We start from the raw sequence: 24,280 nt of genomic DNA on the forward strand, positions 1-24,280 counted from the left end.
TTAGTTCCCCGCCGCTTTTACCGCTTGTTGAGCAGCGTCAGTTAAGCTTTCAGCTGCGATGATGTCCAGGCCAGATTCGTCAAGAACCTTTTTACCCAGGTCGGCGTTAGTACCTTCAAGACGAACAACAACAGGTACGTTAACACCTACTTCTTTCACCGCACCGATGATACCTTCAGCAATCATATCGCAACGTACGATACCACCGAAGATGTTCACCAGAACTGCTTTAACTTTACTGTCGGACAGGATCAGTTTGAATGCATGAGCTACACGCTCTTTAGTCGCACCGCCACCTACGTCCAGGAAGTTAGCTGGGAAGCCACCGTGCAGAGCAACGATGTCCATAGTACCCATAGCCAGACCAGCACCGTTCACCATGCAGCCGATGTTGCCATCCAGAGCTACGTAGTTCAGATCCCATTCTGCTGCTTCTGCTTCACGAGCGTCTTCCTGAGAAGGATCGTTCATTTCCTGCAGATCTTTGTGACGGTATACAGAGTTGCCGTCTACGCCGATTTTAGCGTCCAGACAGTGCAGATCACCGTCTTCTTTGATTACCAGCGGGTTGATCTCGATCAGAGCCAGATCTTTTTCCAGGAACAGTTTAGCCAGACCCATGAAGATCTTGGTGAACTGACCAACTTGTTCTTTGTTCAGACCCAGTTTAAAGCCCAGCTCACGGCCTTGGTAAGGCTGTGGACCAACCAGAGGATCGATAGTTGCTTTCAGAATCTTTTCTGGAGTTTCTTCTGCAACTTTCTCAATCTCAACACCACCTTCGGTGGATGCCATGAAAACAACGCGACGAGAAGCACGGTCAACTACCGCACCCAGATACAGTTCGTCAGCAATGTCAGTGCAGGTTTCAACCAGGATTTTAGAAACAGGCTGACCGTTTTCGTCAGTCTGGTAAGTCACCAGGTTTTTGCCCAACCAGTTCTGAGCGAACTCAGCTGCTTGTGCAGGAGTATCAACCAGTTTCACACCGCCCGCTTTACCGCGGCCACCTGCGTGAACCTGTGCTTTAACTACCCACTTGTCACCACCGATTTTTTCACACGCTTGCGCGGCTTCTTCCGGGGTATCTACAGCGAAACCCTTAGAGACAGGCAGTCCGTATGCGGCAAAAAGCTGTTTGCCCTGATATTCATGAAGATTCATACTGCTAAGCCATTTTTTTTGTGCACTAACACTATTGGCGACACCTTGGGGTATGGTGCCGCCCCCTGCTACGGTTACCCGTAATTTTTATATCTTACTTACGTTTCTTGCGGTTCGGCATGTGGATCGCGTGACCATCAACTGCCAGAGCTGCTTCGTGTACAGCTTCAGACAGAGTCGGGTGCGCGAAGCACATCAGTGCCAGATCTTCAGCACTGGAACCAAATTCCATCGCGATCACACCCTGGTGAATCATCTCACCAGCGTTCTGACCGATGATGTGCATACCCAGGATACGGTCAGTATCTTTCTGAGTAATAATCTTCACCATACCGTCGGTGCAGCCATTGGTCATAGCGCGGCCGATTGCAGTGAATGGGAATACACCAGTTTCGTACTCGGTGCCTTCCGCTTTAACTTCTTCTTCAGTCTTACCTACAGAAGCGATCTCAGGGAAGGTGTAGATAACACCCGGGATCACATCGTAGTTCATCTGAGCTTTGTGACCAGCGATGATGTCAGCAACCATTACACCTTCTTCAGATGCTTTGTGTGCCAGCATAGGACCACGAACAACGTCACCGATTGCAAATACGCCCGGTACAGAAGTACGGCACTGGTCATCAACAAAGATAAAGCCACGCTCATCCAGAGAAACACCGGAGTCGTTAGACAGCAGCGCTTCAGTGTAAGGGCGACGGCCTACACAAACGATCAGTTTGTCGAAAGTCTGTTGCTGCTCACCTTTAGCGTCAGCATAAGTCACAACAACTTCGCTGCCTTTGATTTCAGAACCGGTTACACGAGCACCGATCTTGATATCCAGACCTTGCTTGGTCAGGATTTTCTTAGCTTCTTTAGCGATCTGCTGGTCAGTAGATGCCAGGAAAGAATCCTGAGCTTCCAGTACAGTCACTTCAGAACCCAGACGCTGCCATACAGAGCCCAGCTCCAGACCGATAACACCGCCACCGATCACACCCAGACGGCCAGGAACTTCTTCGAAGTCCAGAGCGCCGGTAGAGTCAACGATCAGACCTTCAGTCAGAGGCGTTGGAGGAATTTCAACAGGCACAGAACCGGAAGCGATGATGATGTTTTCAGCTTCTACAACCTGAACAGAACCATCATGGCCAGTAACTTCTACTTTCTTGCCGCTCAGTACTTTACCAGTACCGTGCAGAGGAGTTACGCCATTAGCCTTGAACAGACCACCGATACCCTGAGTCAGGTTACCAACGATCTTGTTCTTACGGGCGATCATTTTCTTAACGTCCATTTTAACGTCAGAAATTTCGATACCCAGATCCGCAAAGTCATGCTGAGTTTCAGCATACTTGTGCGATGCTTCCAGCAGTGCTTTCGATGGGATACAACCCACGTTCAGACACGTACCACCATAAGAAGGCTTACCTTCTTTGTTCAGCCATTTTTCAACGCAAGCTGTTTTCAGGCCAAGTTGTGCTGCACGGATAGCCGCAACATAACCGCCAGGACCTGCACCGATGACAACTACATCAAATTTATCAGACATTATTTTTTCCTGTCTCTCGTGTCATGAGTGTTTTAACTGTACTTAGATTTCCAGCAGGATACGTGCTGGGTCTTCCAGAAGTTCCTTGATGGTAACGAGGAACTGTACAGCATCTTTACCATCGATCATACGGTGGTCATAAGACAGTGCCAGGTACATCATCGGACGGATTTCAACCTGACCGTTGATCGCAACCGGGCGTTCCTGAATTTTGTGCATACCCAGAATTGCAGTCTGAGGAGCGTTCAGGATAGGAGTCGACAGCAGAGAACCGAATACACCACCGTTAGTGATGGTGAAAGTACCACCAGTCATGTCTGCAATACCCAGCTTGCCTTCACGGCCACGCTTGGCGAACTCACCGATACCGGATTCTACATCAGCCAGGCTCATGGTGTCAGTATCACGCAGGATAGGCACAACCAGACCACGATCGGTAGAAACAGCAACACCGATGTCGTAGTAGCCGTGGTAAACGATATCAGTACCGTCGATAGAAGCGTTCACATCCGGGAAGCGTTTCAGAGCTTCGGAAGCCGCTTTTACGAAGAAAGACATGAAGCCCAGACGAGTACCGTTGTGCTTCTTCTCGAACATGTCTTTGTATTTCTTACGCAGCTCCATAACCGGCTTCATGTCCACTTCGTTGTAAGTGGTCAGCATAGCAGCAGTTTGCTGTGCATCTACCAGACGCTTAGCGATAGTCTGACGCATACGGCTCATTGGAACGCGCTTCTCAACACGCTCACCAGCAACAACATTTACCGCAGGGGCAGCGGCTGCCGCAGCAGGAGCAGCTTTTGCAGCACCGGACTGTACAGCCTTCAGTACGTCTTCTTTAGTAACGCGACCGCCTTTACCGGTACCGTTCAGTTTAGCGATATCCAGATTGTTCTCATCAGCCAGTTTGCGTGCTGCAGGGCTCAGGATCTTATCACCAACCTGTACAGTTTCTTCTTCAGCGGCAGCTGGGGCAGCAGCGGCAGACGGAGCAGCTTCAGCGGCTGGAGCAGCAGTTGTACCTGCAGCACCCTCTTCAAAAATAGCGATCAGCTCGTCGCTCAGTACAGTAGAGTCCACATCCTTGATGATCTCTTTCAGAGCGCCATCAGCAGGAGCAACAACTTCCAGAACAACTTTGTCAGTTTCAATTTCAACCAGCAGCTCATCACGTGCAACAGCTTCGCCAGGTTGTTTTGCCCAGTTTACGATGGTTCCGTCTGCAACAGATTCAGGGAAGACGGGAGCTTTAATTTCAGTAGCCATGTTCGGTCCTTTCTGGATTGTTCTTTGTTTGCACAAACAAAAAATCTGAGGTGCCCCGCTTATTGCAGGGCACGTAATTGATCAATTAAGCGTTAAAAGCGTCGGATACCAGCTGCGTTTGCTGTTCAGCATGCACAGAAGTATAACCACAAGCCGGAGCAGCAGAAGCCGGACGACCCGCAAACTTCAGTTCAAAACCGAAGCCTTTACGGTAGTCGTTCAGAACACCACGCATATGGTGCTGACTGCTGTACCAAGCGCCCTGGTTCATTGGCTCATCCTGACACCAAACAACTTCTTCCAGTGCAGGGTATTCGGCAACGATGTCAGCCAGAGCTTCCTGCGGGAACGGATAAAGCTGCTCAATACGGATAATCGCCGTATCACTGCGCTCATTCTCACGACGGTAATTCGCCAGATCGTAGTAAACCTTACCGCTGGTCAGCACCAGGCGCTTGACCTGACTCTTATCAATGGTAGTGTCTACTTCGTTGATGATCGGCTGGAAGCTACCGTTAGCCAGCTCTTCAAGAGTCGAGGTTGCATCTTTATGGCGCAACAGACTCTTCGGCGACATAACAATCAGCGGCTTACGCAGCGGACGGATCACCTGGCGACGCAGCATGTGGTAAACCTGCGCAGGCGTTGTCGGAACAACAACCTGAATATTGTGCTCAGCACAGGATTGCAGGTAACGCTCCAGACGCGCAGAGGAGTGCTCAGGGCCCTGGCCCTCATAACCGTGTGGCAGCAGCATGGTCAGACCACACAGACGGCCCCACTTGTGTTCACCACTGGTGATGAACTGATCAATTACAACCTGTGCACCGTTAGCGAAGTCACCAAACTGTGCTTCCCAAATAACCAGTGCATCAGGTTTTGTTGTTGCATAACCATATTCGAACGCCAGAACCGCTTCTTCAGACAGGTAGGAGTCATGAATAGTCATAGCTGGTTGTGACTCAGACAGGTTCTGCAGAGGTACATAAACCTCACCATCAGTCTGACTGTGAATCACTGCATGGCGGTGCGAGAAAGTACCACGGCCAACATCCTGACCTGTGATACGAACCGGATGGTTCTGATCCAGAATCGTGGCATAAGCCAGTACTTCTGCAAAACCCCAGTTTACAGGCATGGCACCTGCAGCCATCTTACGACGGTCTTCGTAAATCTTGTTTACCTGACGCTGAATTTTAACACCGTCTGGGATTTCACCCAGTTTATTAGCCAGTGCCTGCAGATGCGTCAGCTCAACAGAGGTATCTGCTTCTGAGGTCCATTCGTGACCCAGATAAGGAGTCCAGTCAACGAACAGCTCTTTGTTCGGTTCTTTAACCAAGCTGTTAGCTACATGTCGGCCATCAACAAGCGCCGAACGGTAGTCTTCCATCTTGTCTTTATCTTCAGCTTCCGTCAGAACACCTTCAGCAATCAGACGCTGTGCGTACAGGGTACGGGTTGTCGGCTGCTTGGCGATCTTCTGATACATCAGAGGCTGAGTACCTGATGGCTCGTCCGCTTCGTTGTGACCACGACGGCGGTAGCAAACCAGGTCAATCACGACATCACGCTTGAATTGCTGACGGTAATCAGCAGCAACCTGAGCGGCATGGATCACAGCTTCCGGATCATCACCATTAACGTGGATTATAGGTGCCTGAACCATCTTAGCGATATCAGTACAGTATTCAGTAGAACGGGTATCTTCAGGCTTACTGGTGGTGAAACCAACCTGGTTGTTGATCACAATATGGATGGTGCCGCCGGTTTTGTAGGCACGGGTCTGAGACATCTGGAATGTCTCCATCACTACACCCTGACCTGCAAAGGCAGAATCACCATGAACAACAATCGGCATTACCGCGTCACCGGAAGTGTCTTTACGACGATCCTGACGGGCACGAACCGAGCCTTCAACAACCGGAGAAACAATTTCCAGGTGAGAAGGGTTAAAAGCCAGAGCCAAGTGAACTTCGCCACCGGAAGTCATCACGTTGGATGAGAAACCCTGGTGGTATTTCACATCACCGGAACCATCATGATTGAGTTTCTTACCTTCAAACTCTTCAAATAGTTCCGCTGGGTTTTTACCCAGAATGTTAACCAGCAGGTTAAGACGACCACGGTGAGCCATACCGATAACGACTTCTTTCACGCCGAAGGAACCAGAGCGCTGAATGAGCTCATCAACCATAGGAATGAAAGACTCACCACCTTCCAGACCAAAACGCTTGGTACCTGGATAGCGGGATGCAAGGTAGTTCTCCATACCTTCAGCGGCAGTCAGACGCTCAAGGATATGTTTCTTCGCTTCAACTCCGAATGCAGGAGCTGAACGCACGCTTTCAAAACGCTGTTGTAACCAGCGCTTCTCTTCTGTGTTCACGATGTGCATGAACTCAGCGCCGGTGGTGGAGCAGTATGTTTTCTCCAGCGCTTCGATGATTTCACGCAGTGGGGCTTCATCTTTACCGATGAACAGAGAGCCGGTTTGGAAAACCGTATCCAGATCAGCAGCAGATAATTGGTGGTACGCCAGATCCAGGTCAGCTACCGGCTCACGCTGAAGCAAGTTCAGGGGGTCGATATTAGCTTTCTGGTGGCCGCGGAAACGGTAAGCATTGATCAGCTGCAGAACACGAACCTGTTTCTTTTCATGTTCAGTGCTTACTGAGCCAGCACTGGCGGGAGCAGCTTTGTGCTTGTTTTTGGCAAGCAGATCGAAGTGTTCGCGGATGGGCGTAAGGGGGATATCACGAGAACCGGTGCCTTCGGTTCTTGGAAGCTTGTCGAAGTAGTTCCTCCACTCTTCAGGAATTGCATTCGGATCAAGCAAATATTGCTCATAAAGCCCTTCAACGTAGGACACATTGCCCCCGTAGACGTGGGAAGAGCTCCACATCAACTCCATTATGCCTTCTTGCATTCTTAGTCACCCTGCACGAGGAACTTGAAATCCACAATGACCCTTGAGTCTTTTTCAGGTCAAAAAAAAGGTAGCGTGCCTTACCTTTCTGCAGATTAGGGACGAGCCCCGTTCCCCAAGTCGTTTTTACGTTTGCTAAAGCCGGCACCTTTTGAGCGCCGGCTTTAGCGACCACAGGTGTCTGCCTGTCGGCAGACACAATAGCTTTATTATTGTGTAAATGAGCTGCGGTTTGACTAGGTCGCGTTACGCAACAGCATGTCACGGATATGACCGATGGCTTTTGTTGGATTCAAGCCTTTAGGACATACACTTACGCAGTTCATAATACCGCGGCAACGGAATACACTGAACGGATCGTCCAGTTCTGCCAGTCGCTCGCGGGTTTGAGTGTCACGGCTGTCAATCAGGAAGCGGTACGCCTGCAGCAGGCCGGACGGACCGACAAACTTATCAGGGTTCCACCAGAAAGACGGGCAGGACGTTGAACAACATGCACAAAGAATACACTCGTACAGGCCGTCAAGTTTATCACGTTCCTCAGGTGCTTGCAGACGCTCGATAGCCGGAGCCGGAGTGTCATTCAGCAGGTAAGGCTTGATACGCTCGTATTGCTTGTAGAACAGAGACATATCAACAACCAGGTCACGGATAACCGGCAGACCAGGCAGAGGACGGATAACCAGCTTGCCACCAGTCACAACCTCGGACAGAGGAGTGATACAAGCCAGACCATTTTTACCGTTCATGTTCATACCGTCGGAGCCGCAAACACCTTCACGGCAAGAACGACGGTAGGCAAACGTATTGTCCTGCTCTTTTACCAGATGCAGAACATCAAGCACCATCAGGTCTGCACCTTTAGTGTCGATGTTGAATTCCTGCATGTACGGAGCAGAATCTTTTTCCGGATTATAGCGGTATACACTAACAACCAGCATTAGGCTAACTCCCGTAAATTAGTAAGTACGTACTTTTGGTTCGAATGCAGGTACTGTCTTAGGCGCAAAGTTAACATCACGCTTACCAACACGCTTCTCACCAGGGAAGTACATTGAGTGCTTCAGCCAGTTCTCATCATCACGATCCTGATAATCGTCACGAGCGTGAGCACCACGGCTCTCTTTACGGTATTCAGCTGTAATAGCGGTTGCTTCCGCCACTTCCAGCAGGTTATCCAGTTCCAGAGCTTCAATGCGCGCGGTGTTAAACGCCTGAGACTTATCGTCCAGCTTCGCATTAGCAATACGCTCGCGCAGAGATTCCAGTTCTTTAATACCTTTCAGCATGTATTCTTCTGTACGGAATACACCGAAGTAGTTCTGCATGGTCTGCTGCAGCTCAGCACGCAGCTCAGCAACGCTTTCGCCGTCAGTAGAACCGTTCCAACGGTTCAGTCGCGCCATTGCACGTTCGATATCAGCTTCGTTAACAGGAGCATCGGTCAGGCCTTCGCTCAGGGCTTTCTCGATATGGATACCTGCAGCACGGCCGAATACAACCAGGTCAAGCAGAGAGTTACCGCCCAGACGGTTTGCACCGTGAACAGATACACAAGCCACTTCACCTACTGCGTACAGACCATTGATGATGTGATCGTTACCGTCTGCATCCTGAGTCAGAGCCTGACCGTGAACGTTAGTCGGTACACCACCCATCATATAGTGACAGGTTGGAACAACAGGCACAGGTTCTTTAGTTGGGTCTGCGTGAGCAAATGTTTTTGACAGCTCACAGATACCAGGCAGACGCTTGTTCAGAACTTCTTCACCCAGGTGGTCAAGCTTCAGGAATACGTGATCGCCTTTCTCGCCACAACCGCGGCCTTCCAGGATCTCCATAACCATAGAACGTGCCACAACATCACGACCTGCAAGGTCTTTGGCGTTAGGCGCATAACGCTCCATGAAGCGCTCGCCATCTTTGTTTACCAGATAGCCACCTTCACCACGGCAACCTTCAGTTACCAGTACACCCGCACCCGCGATACCGGTTGGGTGGAACTGCCACATTTCGATATCCTGAACAGGAATACCGGCACGCAGCGCCATACCAACACCGTCACCTGTGTTGATCAGAGCGTTAGTGGTAGAAGCGTAGATACGGCCTGCACCACCGGTTGCCAGAACAGTCGCAGCCGCTTTAACAAATACGGTTTCGCCAGTTTCGATGCACAGTGCAATTACACCACAGATGTCACCGGAATCGTTGCGAACCAGATCCACTGCATACCATTCGTTCAGGAATACAGTGTTATTTTTCAGGTTAGCCTGATACAGAGTGTGCAGCAGAGCGTGACCAGTACGGTCCGCAGCAGCACAAGTACGGGCAGCCTGACCGCCTTCACCAAAGTTTTTAGACTGACCACCGAAAGGACGCTGGTAGATACGACCATTGTCAAAACGGGAGAAAGGCAGCCCCATGTGCTCCAGTTCGAATACCGCTTTAGGGCCTTCGGAACACATATACTCGATAGCATCCTGGTCACCAATATAGTCCGAACCTTTAACGGTATCGTACATGTGCCAGCGCCAATCATCGTTCGGATCCGCACTTGCGATCGCACAGGTAATACCACCCTGAGCCGATACAGTGTGTGAACGGGTTGGGAAAACTTTTGTAATCAGAGCAGTTTTCTTACCGGACTGCGACAGCTGCAGAGCTGCACGCATACCGGAACCGCCACCACCAACGATGATGGCATCAAAATTCAGTGTACGTAGATTTGCAGACATTCCTTACGCTCCCCAAAGAACTTGAACACCCCATACCACATAGGTAAACAGGGCTAGGTTACATACTGCCTGGAATACAAAACGGATCCCCGTTGGCTTGATATAGTCAGTGGAAATCGTCCACAGACCGATCCAGGCGTGGGCAGCAATAGACAGGATGCTCAGAAAAGTGAAGATACGAACCCAGGTTTGCTGGAAGAACGCAGACCACTGAGCGTAGTCCAGATCAGAAGTCGTCAGGAAATAACCAACGATAAAAACGCTGTACAGAGCCAGAACAACCGCACTAAAACGCTGTAACAACCAGTCTGACAGGCCGCTACGACCGAAATTCGTTACGTTAGTTACCATACCCAAACCCCTGCCAGTACAATCAGAATTACAGAAATCACCAGCGTCAGCTTGGCGCCCAGACGGCCACCTTCCAGTGTTTCACCGATACCAACATCCATAATCAGGTGTTTGATACCCGCTACAACGTGGTATGCCAATGCGGAAAGAAGTCCCCAGAGTACAAACTTGGCGAATGCACCCTCCTGCAGAGTTTCTTTAACTGCGTTGAAGCTTTCTTCTGACTCCAGAGAAGCATCAAAAGCCCAGAACATGAACGCCAGTCCGACAAACAGAATAACGCCCGTGATACGGTGCAGAATCGAAGTATACGCAGGGAGAGGGAGCTTAATAGTTGCTAGATCTAAGTTTACAGGTCTTTTGCTATTCACGGCTCTTACACACTCTCTATGCCCTTTCTTAGGGCTTATGGTTTCTGGTGGTTGCATCCTTATATCTAGAAGCAATAAACAGGGCTAAAACCCTATTTCGTATACCTATTTATATAAGGCGGCACCACCGCCAATCGTGCGGCAGGAATTATAGTGACTCGCTATTCTGATTACAATAAAACCAAAGGCATAGCCGGGGCATAATTCCCTTGGGTCGCCACACTTCCGATTGCTACCCGATTTTAACAATCGGTACCTGCATTACTGCTACCTTTTTAGGTAATTGACAATCCTGCTTATCCTTCTATATTTGTGCAGTCCGCGATTTTGGGCATGGCAAGTATGAATTAACAATTAGAAAGGAGGCCATAATGGCTGACAAGAAAGCGATCCTGACGGTACCAGGGCTTGACGAACCAATTGAACTGCCGATTTATAACGGCACAGTTGGCCCTGACGTTATCGACGTACGCGGCTTGACCTCCAAGGGAATGTTCACTTACGACCCAGGCTTTGTCTCAACTGCTTCCTGCGAGTCTGCCATCACTTACATTGATGGCGCAAAAGGCGTATTGCTGCACCGCGGCTACCCGATCGAGCAACTGGCAAAGCAGTCTGACTACATCGAACTGTGCTACCTTCTGCTGAATGGCGAACTGCCAAGCCCAGAAGAGAAAAAACAATTTGAGTCCACTATTACGTACCACACCATGGTGCACGAGCAGCTGACTCAATTCTTCAAAGGCTTCCGTCGTGACGCACACCCAATGGCAATTTTGTGCGGCGTAGTGGGCGCGCTATCAGCGTTCTACCACGACTCCCTGGATATCAACAACCCACGTGACCGTGAAGTTTCAGCATTCCGCCTGATCGCGAAAATGCCAACTATCGCAGCTATGTGCTACAAATATTCAGTTGGCCAGCCTTTCGTATTCCCTCGCAATGACTTCAACTATGCAGAAAACTTCCTGCACATGATGTTCAGCACACCTTGCGAAGAGTACAAGCCGAACCCGGTACTGGCTAAGGCAATGGACCGCATCTTTATGCTGCATGCGGACCACGAGCAGAACGCGTCTACTTCTACCGTTCGCCTGACCGGCTCCACCGGCGCCAACCCATTTGCCTGTATTGCTGCAGGTATTGCTGCTCTTTGGGGCCCATCACACGGTGGCGCCAACGAAGCAGTACTGGAGATGCTGGACGAAATCGGTGAAGATTCTGAAGAGAACATCCAGCGCTTCATCGCTAAAGCGAAAGACAAAGATGATCCATTCCGTCTGATGGGCTTTGGTCACCGCGTTTACCGTAACTTCGACCCTCGTGCGAAAGTTATGAAAGAAACCTGTGACGAAGTTCTGAAAGAACTAGGCCTGGAAAACGATCCACAGCTGCATATTGCTAAGCGCCTGGAAGAGATCGCACTGGAAGACGAATACTTCGTTAAGCGCCAGCTTTACCCGAACGTAGACTTCTACTCCGGCATCATCCTGAAAGCGATTGGCATTCCAACCAACATGTTCACAGTGATCTTTGCACTGTCCCGTACTGTTGGCTGGATCTCTCACTGGAAAGAGATGGTAAGCGGCGACAACAAGATTGGTCGCCCTCGCCAGCTGTACAAAGGTTCCGATGCTCGCGATTATCCTGCAAAATAATCCCGAACCGGTTCCACCAAAAGGGCTGCTTTGCAGCCCTTTTTTCTTTAGTGATAAAACACATACCCGACCAACAGAGCACGGAGAACAATAACAATGCCATTAAATCTCGCATTTATCGGTCTTGGCGTTATGGGTTACCCAATGGCAGGACATCTGGCGAAAGCCGGTCATAAGGTTTGCGTCTATAACCGCACCACTCAAAAAGCGGAACAATGGGCAGAAACCTATGGCGGCACTTTTGGCACCACTCCGGCAGAAGCAGCAAAAAATGCTGACATCGTCTTCTGCTGCGTGGGTAATGACGATGATGTACGTAGCGTTACCACCGGCGAAAACGGCGCAATCTCCGGAATGAAACCTGAAGCCATTCTTATCGATCACACTACTGCATCAGCCGAACTTGCCACTGAGCTCGACACAGCCTGTCGTAACGCCGGATTACACTTTATTGACGCTCCGGTTTCCGGAGGCCAACAAGGTGCTGAAAACGGAAAACTGACCATCATGTGCGGTGGCGAAGAAGCGATCTTCGAAAAAAGCCAGGATATAATGGCGATTTATGCACAGGCCGTCACCCTGATGGGCGAAGCAGGCGCAGGCCAAATGACCAAGATGGTCAACCAGATCTGTATCGCAGGCCTGGTACAGGGCTTATCGGAAGGACTCTACTTTGCCGAGAAAGCAGGTCTTGATCAAAACAAAGTGATCGATGTGATCTCTAAAGGCGCCGCAGGCTCATGGCAAATGATGAACCGCCACCAGACAATGATCGATGATAAATACGACCATGGCTTCGCAGTCGACTGGATGCGCAAAGACCTTGATATCTGTCTAAACCAGGGACGCAAGATTAAGGCTAAACTACCGGTCACCGCACTTGTTGACCAGTTCTACGGAGAGGTACAGGCAATGGGTGGTGGCCGCTGGGATACCTCCAGCTTACTCAAGCGCCTGAAAGCAACAGACTAAATACCTTTTTGGTAATAGCCTGATACAATTTTAAGTGTACAATTCAGGCATTTGATTTTATAAGATGTTTTCTTTTTTCTAAAACATCCCAGCCATTCTGACAAAGAGGATTTGGTACCTTGGCGACCGAGACACCCAACGCACAGCAGGACAATCAATCTGAGCCGCAAGGCCAGCTCTTGACCAAACCTGAAAGCATCTACGGGCTTCTCAACCGCCTGAAGGATCACCATATCCCTCTCAAGCTTCACTTCAATACGGTTGAAGGTGTTTATAGCACCATCATCCTTAAAGTGGATCTTAAGAACCGCCACTTTATTGTCGATCAGGTCTCTCCCAACTGGGGAGACCGGGTTATGGCTAAAAGTGGTGCCTTTATGTTTGAAGCCTATTACGACGGTTGCCGTATCGCTTCATCAACCCTTAAAGCCGTTGGCAAAGGGGTACAGGATGGTCAGGCGATCTACAAGATCCCTTTCCCGGATGAGCTGGATTATTTCCAGCGCCGCCAGTTTTACCGCGCACAGATTCGTCGCGGCGTTGTTATCGATGCTATTTTCGATTCCAAAGACTTTGCCAAACCTATCGTTGGTGAACTGAAGGATATTTCAGCCCAGGGCTGTCAGATCGAAATCGATGGCGATTATCGGGAGATTCTTGGTAATCAGGCGGTTCTGGACAGCTGCTCGATCACTTTCCCGAATCAACTGTCTATTGTCACCGCTATTCAGGTTCGCCACGTAGGCTATGACGAGAAGACTGATCGCTCAAGCTGTGGCTGCCTATTTGTTGATCTCCCCCCAATGGAAGAGCGCAAGGTATCCTACGCCGTAGCTGAGATCCAAAGGGAAGTCGCCCGTCGCTCCAGCGATGGTAGCTCTCGCTACATCTCCCCTCTTTACGAACCCAAACCCCTTGAAGAGGGCGAAGGTGGCGAATCAGCACCAGCAGCAGAAAGCAGCGAAAAACCTCGTCGCAAGAAAGTGACTAAGGCGAACAGAACTTCTGATAGCAACTCATCAGCAACAACTGACGAAGATAACTCCGAAGAGCTGGTTGAAGAGGTTATCGAAGAGGGTTCCATTCAGTCCGGCATTAACGAACTGAAACAACAGAAAGAGAAAGCCAAGCTACAGGAACTGTTCAAAGAGTTCCGTCTTTACCACACCAATGCGATCGCTTGCGTGAAGGGCTTGCTGGCCCAGCTCAAGCAGAAACAAACACTTAAGCTGCAGCCCGCATTCGACGTTTCCGAGCAACTGGCCAGCGCATTGGAACAGAACCCTCACGTTCTTCTGGCGCTAACCACATTGCGTGATGCTCAGGATTATATTCCTCAGCACAGCGTCAGCTTTGGCATTCACTTAGCCTATTTTGCTAAGAGCATGGGTTATACCGGAAGCCTTGCTGATCTCATTATGGCTGGACTGGTTCATGATCTGGGCAAGAATTCCCTGCCAAGCATGATCATGTTTAAACCGGATCGCCTGACGCCGCAGGAACTGAAGACCATGCAGCGCCATGTCATCACCACCCACAAAGCGTTGACGGAAGCCAGCACCGACCTGCCTAAAGAAGTTATGGCGGTCGTTCTGGGCAACACAGAGCGCCTTGACGGTAATGGCTACCCCCGCAAGCTGAAAGCAGACAAGATTTCCGGCCTCGCCCGAATGGCAGCTATTGTTGATGCTTATGACGCCATGACTACCGACCGTAACTACGCCAAAGGCATGTTGCCGGCACTGGCTTTCAAAACCCTGATGAACAGTGACAAACAGTTCGACCGCCTGATGGTACAACGCTTTATCAAATGCGTCGGCCTGATGCCGGTTGGCTCTTTTGTTCGCCTGTCATCCAACAAGCTGGGCTTTGTGCTGACACTGGATCCGGAAACCGCCAAACCTGCTATGGTTCGTGTAATTTATGATGCAGACAAAAAGCAACTGATCACACCGGATGATTTCGATCTGACCGATCCGGCAAGCTCTGCAAGCGTAGGCACGATTGTCCGCCCGGAAGACCCAAGCAAGTACTTCGTAAACCGCTTGCTAATGATGGACTAGAGCTCCAAGCAGACTACAGACCTCCGGAAGCGAACCGCAGAAAATCCGGGAAATTCTATAAATGACTATTAAGAGATGATCTTTCAGTAAAACGGGAGGGGCATCTGTAGATATAGGCCAAATTTCAGACATAAAAAAACCGCCCATAAGGCGGTATTTTTATCTCTTTTCAACTCAATCTTCAGAAGAAAAGATGGCGTCCCATAGGGGGTTCGAACCCCTGTTACCGCCGTGAAAGGGCGGTGTCCTAGGCCACTAGACGAATGGGACGCATAGGACTGAAGTTAATCATAGATCAAACTTCAAATCATACAAGAGATTGGTGGAGCCTAGCGGGATCGAACCGCTGACCTCAACACTGCCAGTGTTGCGCTCTCCCAGCTGAGCTAAGGCCCCGTCTCAAGTACGGGACGAATAATACTGATCCGCCCCGAACCGGTCAACACTTTTTTTCAAAAAAACGTCATTTTTTAAGAAAACTTATGCTGACAAATCAATCGGTTAGCCTGAAAGGCTGTTCCCATAAGGGATCTACCGATTACTGCCCTAAAGCTGCAAACTCTTTTTCCAGCTTCTTGGTCTGCTTCTTGGAAACACCGCCCAGAACTTCAACCGCATGACGCAGACGGGCACGGGTCATATCCGGACCGATAATCGCCATAGAATCCAGTACGGAAGACGAAGTCGCAGAACCAGCGATAGCAACAAAGATCGGCTGCAGGAAGTCTTTGATTTTTACTTCAAAGTGATCTGCCAGCATCTTCACATCAGCAAAGATATTGTCTTTGTTCCACTCACGCAGCGCTTCCATCTGCCACAGCGTGAACTGCAGCTGTTTTACAACCGCTTCTTTTTCCGCCTTGATATGAGCAAAGCTCTCTTCGTTGATTGGCAGCATGCCAGAGAAGAAGAAGCCCGCCAGCGGTGTAATATCGCTGAACGTTTCCACACGGCCTTTAATCTGAGGAATGATCTGGCTGACATACTCAGGGTTGAAAGCCCACTTCATCACTTCCTGCATAAACTGCTGGTCATCCAGTGTTTCACGGATGTACAGGCCGTTCAGCCAGGACAGCTTCTCAACGTCAAATACAGGGCCACCCAGAGAAACACGCTGAATATCGAAGTTTTCGATCATCTCATCCAGAGTGAAGCGCTCACGCTCATCCGGCATAGACCAGCCCATACGCCCCAGATAGTTCACAACCGCCTGCGGCAGGAAACCCATACGACGATAGAAGTTGATCGAAGTCGGGTTCTTACGCTTGGACAGCTTGGACTTGTCGGCATTACGCAGCAGCGGGAAGTGACACAGTACCGGCATATCCCAACCGAAGTATTCGTACAGCAGCTTGTGCTTAGGCGCAGAGTTGATCCACTCTTCACCGCGCAGTACGTGAGTGATCTTCATCAGATGATCATCCACCACGTTCGCCAGGTGGTAGGTCGGCATGCCATCTGCTTTCAGCAGAATCTGACAATCGATCTGGCCCCAATCGATCTCGATAGTGCCACGCAGCATGTCTTCAACCTGACAAACACCTTCTTCCGGTACACACATACGGATCACGTAAGGTGCGCCAGCGGCTTCACGGGCTGCAACCTCTTCCGCAGGCAGAGCCAGATCGCTCTGTTTCAGAGCAGTATGCTTGCCTTCAGCCTTACGGGCTTCACGCAACTCATCCAGCTCTTCACTGGTGCGGTAACAACGGAAAGCTTTACCTTCATTTTCCAGACGGTACGCGTAATCGGCATACATATCCTTACGCTCAGACTGACGGTAAGGACCGTACTCACCACCAACATCCGGCCCCTCATCCCAGTTCAGACCTAACCAACGCAGCGAATCGAAAATCATCTGTTCCGATTCAGCACTGCTACGGGTCTGATCGGTATCTTCAATACGCAGAATAAACTTACCGCCATGCTTACGGGCAAAAGCCAGGTTAAACAGTGCAATATAAGCGGTACCAACGTGGGGATCACCGGTTGGTGATGGAGCAATACGGGTGCGAACAGTCATGGTTTTCCGTTCTTTCCTGTGATGATGAATGGGAGATAATCAATTGCGGGCAATTATAGTCGAGGGGCTGTCTGACCGACAGCCCCCGAATCCGGAATAAAGCGTCCGTGAATAAAACTTTACGTTTATCCCGGATGAAACAGACAAAACAACTTACAGACGACGGTGCAGCCAGCAGGGTAACTGCTGACGAACCTCTTCAAAGCGGCTGACTTTAAGCTCTGCCACGATGACACCTTCACCGGTTTCCAGCTCTGCCAGCTTCTCACCCCAGGGATCCAGCGCCATGGTGCGCCCCCAGGTTTTACGGCCACTTTCGTGATCACCACCCTGCGCCGGTGCCAGCAGGTAACACTGGTTTTCCACCGCACGGGCTTTGAGCAACAACTCCCAGTGGGCTCGACCAGTCGGCACAGTAAAGGCGGAAGGCACTACAAGTAGATCCACATTATCCAGCGCACGGAAAAGCTCCGGGAAACGCAGGTCATAACAGATCGCCAGCCCAACACGTCCCCAGGGGGTATCAAAACAAACCGGCTGAGTGCCCGCTTCAATACTGGCTGATTCGTTATAGCTCTCATCTCCCTGTTGGAAACCAAACAGATGGATTTTGTCATAGCGGGCAACGCAAACACCGTCCGGATCAAACACCAGCGTCGTGTTGGTGACATGATCTTCCTGCTTACCTTTCAATGGCAAAGAACCCGCCACCAGCCAGATATTCAGCTTACGGGCGAGGGTCGCCAAGCGTTGCTGAATCGGACCTTCACCGAAAGCCTCTGCAATATCAAATTTTGCCCGTTCATCATGGTGCAGCAGCGTAAAATACTCTGGCAAAGCCACCAGCTGAGCACCCTGCTCAGCCGCCTGAGACACCCAATACTCGGCGCGAGCCAGATTCTGCTCCAGATCTTCACCGGACACCATCTGTACTGCTGCTACCTTAAAATCTGCCAGCATCTTTATTACCTTTTACTGCGACCGTTTTACTACTGCCTACACAGCAGATCTTCCTCTGCAGGGGTTGTTTCCGTGGGCATATCATCAAGAAAACCAATCCCCAATGCAGAATCGTTAATGAGGCGCAGTATAACAACAGCTTTGCCCCTCGGCACAGCAGGGCTTCTTGCGTACAATGGCTGGTTTCAGCGTTACCGGCCAGATGACTGATACCCCCATGCTTCAACTGATGACACTGTTTCAACTGAATACGCTTAATATTCTGGCCCGACAGGATTGGATACGACTTTGACCTCACAGAAAACAAACCGGCTCGATTTTAAAGGCTTTCTGGCAGCATGCTTTAACCGTCGCATGTTAGTCACCTTTGTTATGGGCTTCTCCAGCGGTATGCCGCTACTGCTGACCATCTCTGTGCTCCAGGTATGGATGCGTCAGGAAGGTGTGGATCTATCCACCATAGGCATGATGGCGTTGGTGGGTCTGCCCTACACGCTGAAGTTCGTCTGGGCTCCTCTGCTGGATCGTTACACCCTGCCTTTTCTGGGACGCCGTCGGGGCTGGCTGCTGCTGATTCAGCTGTTACTCGCGCTTTCCATCGCAAGCCTTGGCCTGTCTGATCCGGCATCGTCACCCTGGTTGATCGCTTTTTTGGCCTTACTGGTTACCTTCTTCAGCGCCAGTCAGGACATCGTTATTGATGCCTACCGGCGCGAGCATCTGCACGAAAATGAGCTGGGCATGGGCTCCAGCCTTTATGTTTATGGCTACCGCACCGGTATGCTGCTGGCCTCCGGCGGTGGTTTGGTTCTGGCTGACAGTATCGGCTTTGCCGCCGTTTATATGCTGATGGGACTCTGTATGGGAATCGGCATCGTAACCACCCTGATGGCGCCCGAGCCCCGTGTTGCCGCAGCACCACCGACCAGCCTGAAAGCCGCTGTTGTTGAGCCGTTCAAAGAGTACTTCACCCGCGACAGCGCCTGGACAATCCTGCTGTTTATTCTGCTTTATAAACTGGGCGACACCCTCGCCAGCGCCATGACCAGCCCCTTCTATGTGGATCTTGGTTACAGCTCTGAAGAGATCGGCTACACGGTTAAACTATTCGGTTTCTGGGCCACCCTGATCGGAGCCTTTTTAGGTGGGGCTCTGATTCTTCGTCTTGGTATCTATCGGGCGCTTTGGCTGTTCGGCATCCTGCAGATGGCCAGTACCGCAGGCTTTGCCGTTCTGGCAGAAGTGGGCTACAACCTGAATGTGCTTGCTGCCGTTATCGGCTTTGAAAACCTGACCGCAGGCATGGGAACAGCCGCCTACATGGCCTTTATGGCCTCCCTGACCGACAAAAGATTTACAGCTACTCAATACGCCCTGCTGACCAGCCTGATGGGCGTGCCCCGCACCCTGATCTCTGCACCAAGTGGCTATCTGGCAGAGGCTGTCGGCTGGACAGAATTTTTTGTGATCTGCACCCTGATCGCCCTGCCGGGGCTTTGGTTGCTGCGCCACTTTTCAGACTGGCACAGCCATACAGATCATGAAGAAGCTGTCCGGCAAGAAGACGAACCTGAAAATTCGGGTTATACCGGATCAGGAAAGATGCGACCGGTTACTCTTGATGAATTGAAACAGGTCACCCGCACCAACCCAAGAATGAATAAAATAGCCTCAGCAGACACCAAGGAGTCCCAGGCATGATGAAACAAGATGTTGATCAGACCATCAGCCATGCCCTGAAATCCTGTCAGGATTCCGGTGTCCGTCTGACACCGAAACGGGAGAAGGTACTAAGAGTTTTGCTGGAAGCTGATAGTCCATTATCCGCATACGATGTGGTGGAGCAGTTCCGTAAGGATTACGCTGAAAACCTTCCAGCAATGAGCGCCTATCGGATTCTGACCTTCTTACTGGACAACGGTTTTGTGCACAAGCTGGAAACCACCAACCAGTTTCTGACCTGTAACCATATTCGTTGTGACCATCCTCACCAGCCGCCTAAGTTTCTGATCTGTGATCAGTGCAACACCGTGAAAGAACTAACCATCAGCGAAGACACCCTGAATGAACTTAACCGGGGCATTGAGGAAGCAGGTTTCACCCTCGTTCGCAAACAACTGGAATTACACGGCCTGTGTGAACAGTGCCAGAAAGACACTAAAGTCTGACCAGCAGAACACCAAATTTCAAAAGGCCTCAATTGAGGCCTTTTCTGTGTGCGAGCATATCAGTAGAGAGCTTCAGATACCGTAATCCCGCTCTACTTTGGCAACCCTCAGTTTAAATGAGGCATACCACTTCTCATGCCCCAGTCGCTGAGCTTCCTGGTGTTCAGCATTCTGTTTCCAGTGTTTGATCGCTTCCAGACTTTCCCAATAAGAGACGGTGATGCCCAAACCATCCCGAACCGATTCTACTCCCAAAAATCCCGGTTGCTCTGCCGCCAGCTCAACCATACGCTCGGCCATGGCTCCATACCCTTCATCACCTTCGGTTCTTTGATTGGTAAAAATCACCGCGTAATAGGGTGGTTCCGGAGTTTGGGCAATATCAGTCATCGCATTCTCTTCTGTAGTAAGTTGTCATAAATACTTGTGATTTTAAGTACCTAACAAGGGTAGATGCTTAACCTTATGGTACGTAAGTGCCAGCCTGACACAGTGTCCAACCGCCTTCTCAGGCATAACTTCAGCTAAGGGCAGCACAATCGCCCGATTACCTTCAAAAACAAGGCTGTCACGATATAGCTCTTTAAAGGTCTCGACCAAACGGGTTTTACAATTAAAGAACAGGTAATACTGATCCGGTGTTTTTTCTTTCCAGTCGATTCGAACGGGACTGCCACCTTTAACGCTAAAACTGAGTTCTCCCCACTTCAGCACTTCATCAACCTCAGCAAAACCTAATTCCGTTGCCGATCTGATAATCAGCTGCCTCAGCTCATCAAGCCTGATTCGAGCCTGCTCAGGATAATCTGCAAACCGCGCATTGATTACATCACTCATAGTTGTCCAGCCTTACTCATCGCTATTGGCTGTTGAGGTGAGGGTCATAAGATTCAAACCTTCCTCAGCGGTTGGCGGCTCAAAAAAAGCAGTCACCTGATGAAATACGGTTTCGGTATCAAAGGCTGCCCGTTCCGGCTGCTCAAGGCGACGTTTGGCGATCTGTTTCAGGCACTCCTCATCACTCAGATCCAGCCAGATCATCTGATGCTCACAACCTGCATCACGACAAAGATTCAGAAACCAGCTGCGCTGACGCAGGGTATTGGCTGGGAAATCCATCACCACGTCCGTTCCTGTGGCGAGAACCTGCTGCACCAGCTGCCGGACAAAGGGGCAGATCAGAGCGGCGTGTTTCAGATAATCATCAAAACTCCGGATCTGATCGGGGTAATGAGCCGCCAACCACTCATCCTCTGATAAGCGTACTGCCTGCTTTTCTGCCGCTAACTGTTTTGAATAGGTAGATTTGCCCGCGCCCATCTTGCCGCAGAAAAAATAGAGTCGTCCCTGTTTCATCATGCTGATTCCTGGCAATAAATATCAGATGTCTGGCTCTGAACAATACGCGGTTTGTACTCAGCGCCCAACCGGCGGGCGCTAATATTCAGAGCGAGGGTTATTCGCTCTTCAAGAAGCGGTTAAGCTGTTGCCCCCCTACCTAAACCTCGCTGGATAACTTAAGTCCACCATACCGATCACCACCAGAATCAGGCTGATTACTTTGATCAGGGAAAGAGATTCGTTAAACAGCAATACACCAAGAATGACGACTCCTAGCATACCAACACCAACCCAGATGGCATAAGCCGTTCCCAAGGGAAGAGTTCTGACGGCGATACTAAGCAGGTAGATACTTGCAGCCATGGCGACCACAACGAAAAACGAGGGGACAGGTTTAGAGAATCCTTCGGTGTATTTAAGGCCGACAGCCCAAACGACTTCCAGAAGACCTGCACAGATGAGAATTAACCAGTTCATAACGACTCCGAAAAAGGGCCGTCCCCGCTGATTAATTAAAGTTTCAGGGTCGTCCCTGAACTGTGCCGGACATTAGCACATTCAAAATCGCCTTGGAAATGCCTGCTGATAAATTTCAGGCAGAAAAAACCGGAGGCAAGCTCCGGTCTTTATACGTCAGAAATCCAAGCTGAATCAGTCGCGGAAATTCTGATACTGCAGTGGAATATCCAGCTCTGCCTGACGCAGGAAAGCGATCACCTGTTGCAGGTCATCACGCTTTTTGCCGGTTACGCGAACCTGGTCGCCCTGAATCGCAGCCTGAACTTTCAGCTTCTCATTTTTGATCATTTTGACGATTTTACGTGCAGTATCGGTATCAATGCCTTCCTGAAGCGTCACAATCGATTTAGCAGTTTTACCGCTTTCGATCACGTCACCCACATCCATACACTTGGTATCAACTTTACGGCTGATCAGTTCAGCCTGCAGCATATCCACCATCTGGCGAACCTGAAATTCAGACTCAGAGATCACCTCTACCACGTTGTCTTTACGAACAAATTTGGCTTCTACGCCTTTAAAATCGAAGCGGTTGGTTACCACACGGTTGGACTGATCCACCGCATTAGTCACCTGATGCATATCGAGTTCTGACACCACATCAAAAGATGGCATGTTTGTCTCCTTAATAATTCTGTCTGCAGGCATTATACTTGCGCCCCTGTTTCTGCCAACTGGATAAATTGAATGAGTCAAACACACTGGACGGTACTGGGTGCGGGTTCGCTGGGCTGCCTTTGGGCAGGCTATCTGAATCAGGCTGGTTTCCCCGTTACCCTACTGCACAGAGAAGGGGTTGCTGCACCTGCATCCCTGAGCCTGACACGGTTTCAGGCAGATCAGGCTTCAGCATTTGAGGCAGAGCTGACCACAGCTTCCGCCTGCCCGGAGAAATCCATTAGCCGGTTGGTTGTCGCGACAAAAGCTCACGATGCTGTGGCAGCCGTGGCAGGTATTCAGCACGCATTAACCGATGATGCCTGCATTGTCCTACTGCAAAACGGTATGGGGTCTCAACAGGCTGTTGCAGAAACATACCCAGAGTACGCCATAGTCGCCGTCTGCATCACCGACGGTGCTTACCGTACTGAACCCGGTCATGTGATCCATGCCGGTCAAGGTGTCAGTCGTGTTGGTGCGCTGAATAGTGCAGGCCAGCAGGTCTGGCGTGAGGTGGTTAAAGATCTGGAAAAAACGGATCTGATCATCGAAGCCTGCGAGGATATCAATCAGGCCTTGTGGAATAAGCTGGCGATCAATATCGCCATTAACGGCCTGACCGCACTGGATCAGTGTCTGAATGGCGAGCTGATGCAACCGGATCGTTATCAGAGAGTGACCCGTCTGTGTCAGGAAACCGAAGCTGTAATGAAAGGCCTGCAGCTGCAACTGCCGGAACAGGGACTGCTAAGACTGGCAACTGATGTGATTGAAGGCACGGCTCAAAACCGCTCCTCCATGTTGCAGGATACCCTGAGAGGCAAGATCACCGAGATCGACTACATCAACGGCTATCTGGTGCAGCAGGCTGATCGTCTGAATATTGAAGTGCCGGAAAGTTTTGCCATCTATCAGCAGGTAAAAGAACGCTTTAATCAGCCGTCTTCATAAGGCGGCTTTTGGCTGAGCTGTTCCAGCTGTTGCAAGCCTTCTTCAATAATCTGCCGGGCTTCTGCAAATAACTCCGGATTTCCCTGCTTGAGTACCTGAAGCATGGCGTACTTTTCCGGCAGATAGAGGGCGGCAAACTCAGGATCCCGCTCGGCAATGGTGTAAGTATTGTCGATAATATCCGCCAGTTTGATGGTTTTGGCGCGGATATCCGCCTGTTCCAGCTGCAGGCGATCAATCAACTTGCGCTCTGCCCTTTCCAGCTCAGGGCTGTGAGGACCAGAGGTCAGCTGATCCACCAAAAGCGCCACCTCATCACCAAACAACTGTCGGATCTCTTCCAGATCGACATCGGTGTCCTCCACCACATCATGCAGCCAGGCCGCTGCTAACACCTCTGGTTCCGGAAGATATTCCGCTACCCGTTCAGCAACCGCCTGTGGATGAACAATATAATCCTCATTGGTATAGCGACGAACCTGCTCAAGGCGGCCATGGGCATCTGACGCGAAACGACGTGCGCGCTCCACTAAGGGATGCTGCATGGCTGAGTCAGACTCAGTGTTATGCATCTCAGGTTGTTTATTGGCGTCCATTCAAGCTCCTGATCTGCCC

The 24,280-nt window shown here is 50.4% G+C and carries 22 protein-coding genes and 2 tRNA genes; 6 read left to right on the forward strand and 18 right to left on the reverse strand.

Features of this window, described 5'->3' with window-relative positions:
• The 8 genes from sucC to sdhC all read right to left on the reverse strand — a co-directional run bounded on the left by sucC (window position 1) and on the right by sdhC (window position 10,407).
• On the reverse strand, window positions 1-1,164 hold the full coding sequence (sucC, locus tag BV405_RS09270; RefSeq protein ID WP_086480579.1) for an ADP-forming succinate--CoA ligase subunit beta: 1,164 nt from the start codon (window positions 1,162-1,164) through the stop codon (window positions 1-3).
• 94 nt (window positions 1,165-1,258) lie between these two features.
• Window positions 1,259-2,698: a dihydrolipoyl dehydrogenase gene (lpdA, locus tag BV405_RS09275; RefSeq protein WP_086480580.1), complete on the reverse strand. Its 1,440-nt coding sequence runs from the start codon at window positions 2,696-2,698 to the stop codon at window positions 1,259-1,261.
• Window positions 2,699-2,740: 42 nt separating this feature from the next.
• Window positions 2,741-3,964 carry a 2-oxoglutarate dehydrogenase complex dihydrolipoyllysine-residue succinyltransferase gene (gene odhB / locus BV405_RS09280; RefSeq protein ID WP_086480581.1) on the reverse strand — a complete coding sequence of 408 codons (1,224 nt, stop codon included), beginning with the start codon at window positions 3,962-3,964 and terminating at the stop codon, window positions 2,741-2,743.
• An 85-nt stretch (window positions 3,965-4,049) separates the two neighbouring features.
• On the reverse strand, window positions 4,050-6,893 hold the full coding sequence (locus tag BV405_RS09285) for a 2-oxoglutarate dehydrogenase E1 component (RefSeq protein ID WP_086480582.1): 2,844 nt from the start codon (window positions 6,891-6,893) through the stop codon (window positions 4,050-4,052).
• A gap of 236 nt (window positions 6,894-7,129) precedes the next feature.
• On the reverse strand, window positions 7,130-7,831 hold the full coding sequence (locus BV405_RS09290; protein WP_281251678.1) for a succinate dehydrogenase iron-sulfur subunit: 702 nt from the start codon (window positions 7,829-7,831) through the stop codon (window positions 7,130-7,132).
• Window positions 7,832-7,852: 21 nt separating this feature from the next.
• On the reverse strand, window positions 7,853-9,628 hold the full coding sequence (gene sdhA, locus BV405_RS09295; RefSeq protein ID WP_086480584.1) for a succinate dehydrogenase flavoprotein subunit: 1,776 nt from the start codon (window positions 9,626-9,628) through the stop codon (window positions 7,853-7,855).
• A gap of 3 nt (window positions 9,629-9,631) precedes the next feature.
• Entirely contained in the window at window positions 9,632-9,979 is a 348-nt protein-coding gene (gene sdhD / locus BV405_RS09300) for a succinate dehydrogenase, hydrophobic membrane anchor protein (RefSeq protein WP_086480585.1), read from the reverse strand.
• Window positions 9,973-10,407 (reverse strand): succinate dehydrogenase, cytochrome b556 subunit, encoded by a 435-nt coding sequence (gene sdhC, locus BV405_RS09305; protein WP_086480586.1) that lies wholly within the window; start codon window positions 10,405-10,407, stop codon window positions 9,973-9,975. Before sdhC ends, sdhD begins: the two co-directional genes overlap by 7 nt.
• A 314-nt stretch (window positions 10,408-10,721) precedes the next feature.
• Between sdhC and gltA the strand changes: the two genes are divergently transcribed.
• The 3 genes from gltA to BV405_RS09320 all read left to right on the forward strand — a co-directional run bounded on the left by gltA (window position 10,722) and on the right by BV405_RS09320 (window position 15,043).
• Complete coding sequence (gene gltA / locus BV405_RS09310) at window positions 10,722-12,008, forward strand: citrate synthase (RefSeq protein ID WP_086480587.1); 1,287 nt, start codon at window positions 10,722-10,724, stop codon at window positions 12,006-12,008.
• Window positions 12,009-12,104: 96 nt separating this feature from the next.
• Window positions 12,105-12,980, forward strand: coding sequence for an NAD(P)-dependent oxidoreductase (locus BV405_RS09315; protein WP_086480588.1), 876 nt, complete (start codon window positions 12,105-12,107; stop codon window positions 12,978-12,980).
• Between the two features lie 119 nt (window positions 12,981-13,099).
• Window positions 13,100-15,043 carry an HD domain-containing phosphohydrolase gene (locus BV405_RS09320; RefSeq protein ID WP_086480589.1) on the forward strand — a complete coding sequence of 648 codons (1,944 nt, stop codon included), beginning with the start codon at window positions 13,100-13,102 and terminating at the stop codon, window positions 15,041-15,043.
• 194 nt (window positions 15,044-15,237) lie between these two features.
• Here the strand turns inward: BV405_RS09320 and BV405_RS09325 are convergent.
• The 4 genes from BV405_RS09325 to BV405_RS09340 form a co-directional block, all read right to left on the reverse strand.
• Window positions 15,238-15,313 (reverse strand) — tRNA-Glu (locus BV405_RS09325).
• A 50-nt stretch (window positions 15,314-15,363) separates the two neighbouring features.
• Window positions 15,364-15,439: transfer RNA gene (locus BV405_RS09330), tRNA-Ala, on the reverse strand.
• Between the two features lie 142 nt (window positions 15,440-15,581).
• Window positions 15,582-17,066 carry a glutamate--tRNA ligase gene (gltX, locus tag BV405_RS09335; protein WP_086480590.1) on the reverse strand — a complete coding sequence of 495 codons (1,485 nt, stop codon included), beginning with the start codon at window positions 17,064-17,066 and terminating at the stop codon, window positions 15,582-15,584.
• Window positions 17,067-17,219: 153 nt separating this feature from the next.
• Entirely contained in the window at window positions 17,220-18,026 is an 807-nt protein-coding gene (locus tag BV405_RS09340; RefSeq protein ID WP_086480591.1) for a carbon-nitrogen hydrolase family protein, read from the reverse strand.
• A 288-nt stretch (window positions 18,027-18,314) separates the two neighbouring features.
• On the opposite strand from BV405_RS09340, the gene BV405_RS09345 reads away from it, so the two are divergent.
• Entirely contained in the window at window positions 18,315-19,727 is a 1,413-nt protein-coding gene (locus BV405_RS09345) for an AmpG family muropeptide MFS transporter (protein WP_245832286.1), read from the forward strand.
• Window positions 19,724-20,194, forward strand: a complete 471-nt coding sequence (locus BV405_RS09350; RefSeq protein WP_086480592.1) for a Fur family transcriptional regulator — start codon at window positions 19,724-19,726, stop codon at window positions 20,192-20,194. Before BV405_RS09345 ends, BV405_RS09350 begins: the two co-directional genes overlap by 4 nt.
• 72 nt (window positions 20,195-20,266) lie before the next feature.
• Here BV405_RS09350 and BV405_RS09355 read toward each other — a convergent pair whose 3' ends face one another.
• The 5 genes from BV405_RS09355 to BV405_RS09375 form a co-directional block, all read right to left on the reverse strand.
• Window positions 20,267-20,584 carry an antibiotic biosynthesis monooxygenase family protein gene (locus tag BV405_RS09355; protein WP_086480593.1) on the reverse strand — a complete coding sequence of 106 codons (318 nt, stop codon included), beginning with the start codon at window positions 20,582-20,584 and terminating at the stop codon, window positions 20,267-20,269.
• A gap of 42 nt (window positions 20,585-20,626) precedes the next feature.
• Window positions 20,627-21,031 carry a DUF1801 domain-containing protein gene (locus BV405_RS09360; RefSeq protein ID WP_086480594.1) on the reverse strand — a complete coding sequence of 135 codons (405 nt, stop codon included), beginning with the start codon at window positions 21,029-21,031 and terminating at the stop codon, window positions 20,627-20,629.
• A 12-nt stretch (window positions 21,032-21,043) separates the two neighbouring features.
• The gene (locus BV405_RS09365; RefSeq protein WP_176330101.1) at window positions 21,044-21,553 is read right to left on the reverse strand and encodes a P-loop nucleotide/nucleoside kinase family protein; all 510 of its coding nucleotides are present in this window, start codon (window positions 21,551-21,553) and stop codon (window positions 21,044-21,046) included.
• A gap of 135 nt (window positions 21,554-21,688) precedes the next feature.
• Window positions 21,689-22,012, reverse strand: coding sequence for a DMT family transporter (locus BV405_RS09370; protein ID WP_086480595.1), 324 nt, complete (start codon window positions 22,010-22,012; stop codon window positions 21,689-21,691).
• Between the two features lie 174 nt (window positions 22,013-22,186).
• The gene (locus BV405_RS09375; RefSeq protein ID WP_086480596.1) at window positions 22,187-22,669 is read right to left on the reverse strand and encodes a YajQ family cyclic di-GMP-binding protein; all 483 of its coding nucleotides are present in this window, start codon (window positions 22,667-22,669) and stop codon (window positions 22,187-22,189) included.
• 72 nt (window positions 22,670-22,741) lie between these two features.
• Here BV405_RS09375 and BV405_RS09380 point away from each other — a divergent pair, with 72 nt between their 5' ends.
• Complete coding sequence (locus BV405_RS09380; protein WP_086480597.1) at window positions 22,742-23,665, forward strand: ketopantoate reductase family protein; 924 nt, start codon at window positions 22,742-22,744, stop codon at window positions 23,663-23,665.
• Here BV405_RS09380 and BV405_RS09385 read toward each other — a convergent pair.
• Entirely contained in the window at window positions 23,650-24,261 is a 612-nt protein-coding gene (locus tag BV405_RS09385) for an HD domain-containing protein (protein WP_217895618.1), read from the reverse strand. The genes BV405_RS09380 and BV405_RS09385 overlap by 16 nt on opposite strands.
• Window positions 24,262-24,280 lie beyond the last annotated feature (19 nt).

The organism is Oceanospirillum sanctuarii (genome assembly GCF_002150805.1).
Lineage (GTDB): Bacteria > Pseudomonadota > Gammaproteobacteria > Pseudomonadales > Halomonadaceae > Oceanospirillum > Oceanospirillum sanctuarii.

What these genes read in the sequence shown, in the direction of transcription:
- sucC (WP_086480579.1), bottom strand. Translation starts at nt 1,164, where the DNA reads ATGAATCTTCATGAATATCAGGGCAAACAGCTTTTTGCCGCATACGGA.
- lpdA (WP_086480580.1), bottom strand. Translation starts at nt 2,698, where the DNA reads ATGTCTGATAAATTTGATGTAGTTGTCATCGGTGCAGGTCCTGGCGGT.
- odhB (WP_086480581.1), bottom strand. Translation starts at nt 3,964, where the DNA reads ATGGCTACTGAAATTAAAGCTCCCGTCTTCCCTGAATCTGTTGCAGAC.
- BV405_RS09285 (WP_086480582.1), bottom strand. Translation starts at nt 6,893, where the DNA reads ATGCAAGAAGGCATAATGGAGTTGATGTGGAGCTCTTCCCACGTCTAC.
- sdhA (WP_086480584.1), bottom strand. Translation starts at nt 9,628, where the DNA reads ATGTCTGCAAATCTACGTACACTGAATTTTGATGCCATCATCGTTGGT.
- sdhD (WP_086480585.1), bottom strand. Translation starts at nt 9,979, where the DNA reads ATGGTAACTAACGTAACGAATTTCGGTCGTAGCGGCCTGTCAGACTGG.
- sdhC (WP_086480586.1), bottom strand. Translation starts at nt 10,407, where the DNA reads ATGCAACCACCAGAAACCATAAGCCCTAAGAAAGGGCATAGAGAGTGT.
- gltA (WP_086480587.1), top strand. Translation starts at nt 10,722, where the DNA reads ATGGCTGACAAGAAAGCGATCCTGACGGTACCAGGGCTTGACGAACCA.
- BV405_RS09315 (WP_086480588.1), top strand. Translation starts at nt 12,105, where the DNA reads ATGCCATTAAATCTCGCATTTATCGGTCTTGGCGTTATGGGTTACCCA.
- gltX (WP_086480590.1), bottom strand. Translation starts at nt 17,066, where the DNA reads ATGACTGTTCGCACCCGTATTGCTCCATCACCAACCGGTGATCCCCAC.
- BV405_RS09340 (WP_086480591.1), bottom strand. Translation starts at nt 18,026, where the DNA reads ATGCTGGCAGATTTTAAGGTAGCAGCAGTACAGATGGTGTCCGGTGAA.
- BV405_RS09350 (WP_086480592.1), top strand. Translation starts at nt 19,724, where the DNA reads ATGATGAAACAAGATGTTGATCAGACCATCAGCCATGCCCTGAAATCC.
- BV405_RS09355 (WP_086480593.1), bottom strand. Translation starts at nt 20,584, where the DNA reads ATGACTGATATTGCCCAAACTCCGGAACCACCCTATTACGCGGTGATT.
- BV405_RS09360 (WP_086480594.1), bottom strand. Translation starts at nt 21,031, where the DNA reads ATGAGTGATGTAATCAATGCGCGGTTTGCAGATTATCCTGAGCAGGCT.
- BV405_RS09365 (WP_176330101.1), bottom strand. Translation starts at nt 21,553, where the DNA reads ATGATGAAACAGGGACGACTCTATTTTTTCTGCGGCAAGATGGGCGCG.
- BV405_RS09370 (WP_086480595.1), bottom strand. Translation starts at nt 22,012, where the DNA reads ATGAACTGGTTAATTCTCATCTGTGCAGGTCTTCTGGAAGTCGTTTGG.
- BV405_RS09375 (WP_086480596.1), bottom strand. Translation starts at nt 22,669, where the DNA reads ATGCCATCTTTTGATGTGGTGTCAGAACTCGATATGCATCAGGTGACT.
- BV405_RS09380 (WP_086480597.1), top strand. Translation starts at nt 22,742, where the DNA reads ATGAGTCAAACACACTGGACGGTACTGGGTGCGGGTTCGCTGGGCTGC.
- BV405_RS09385 (WP_217895618.1), bottom strand. Translation starts at nt 24,261, where the DNA reads ATGGACGCCAATAAACAACCTGAGATGCATAACACTGAGTCTGACTCA.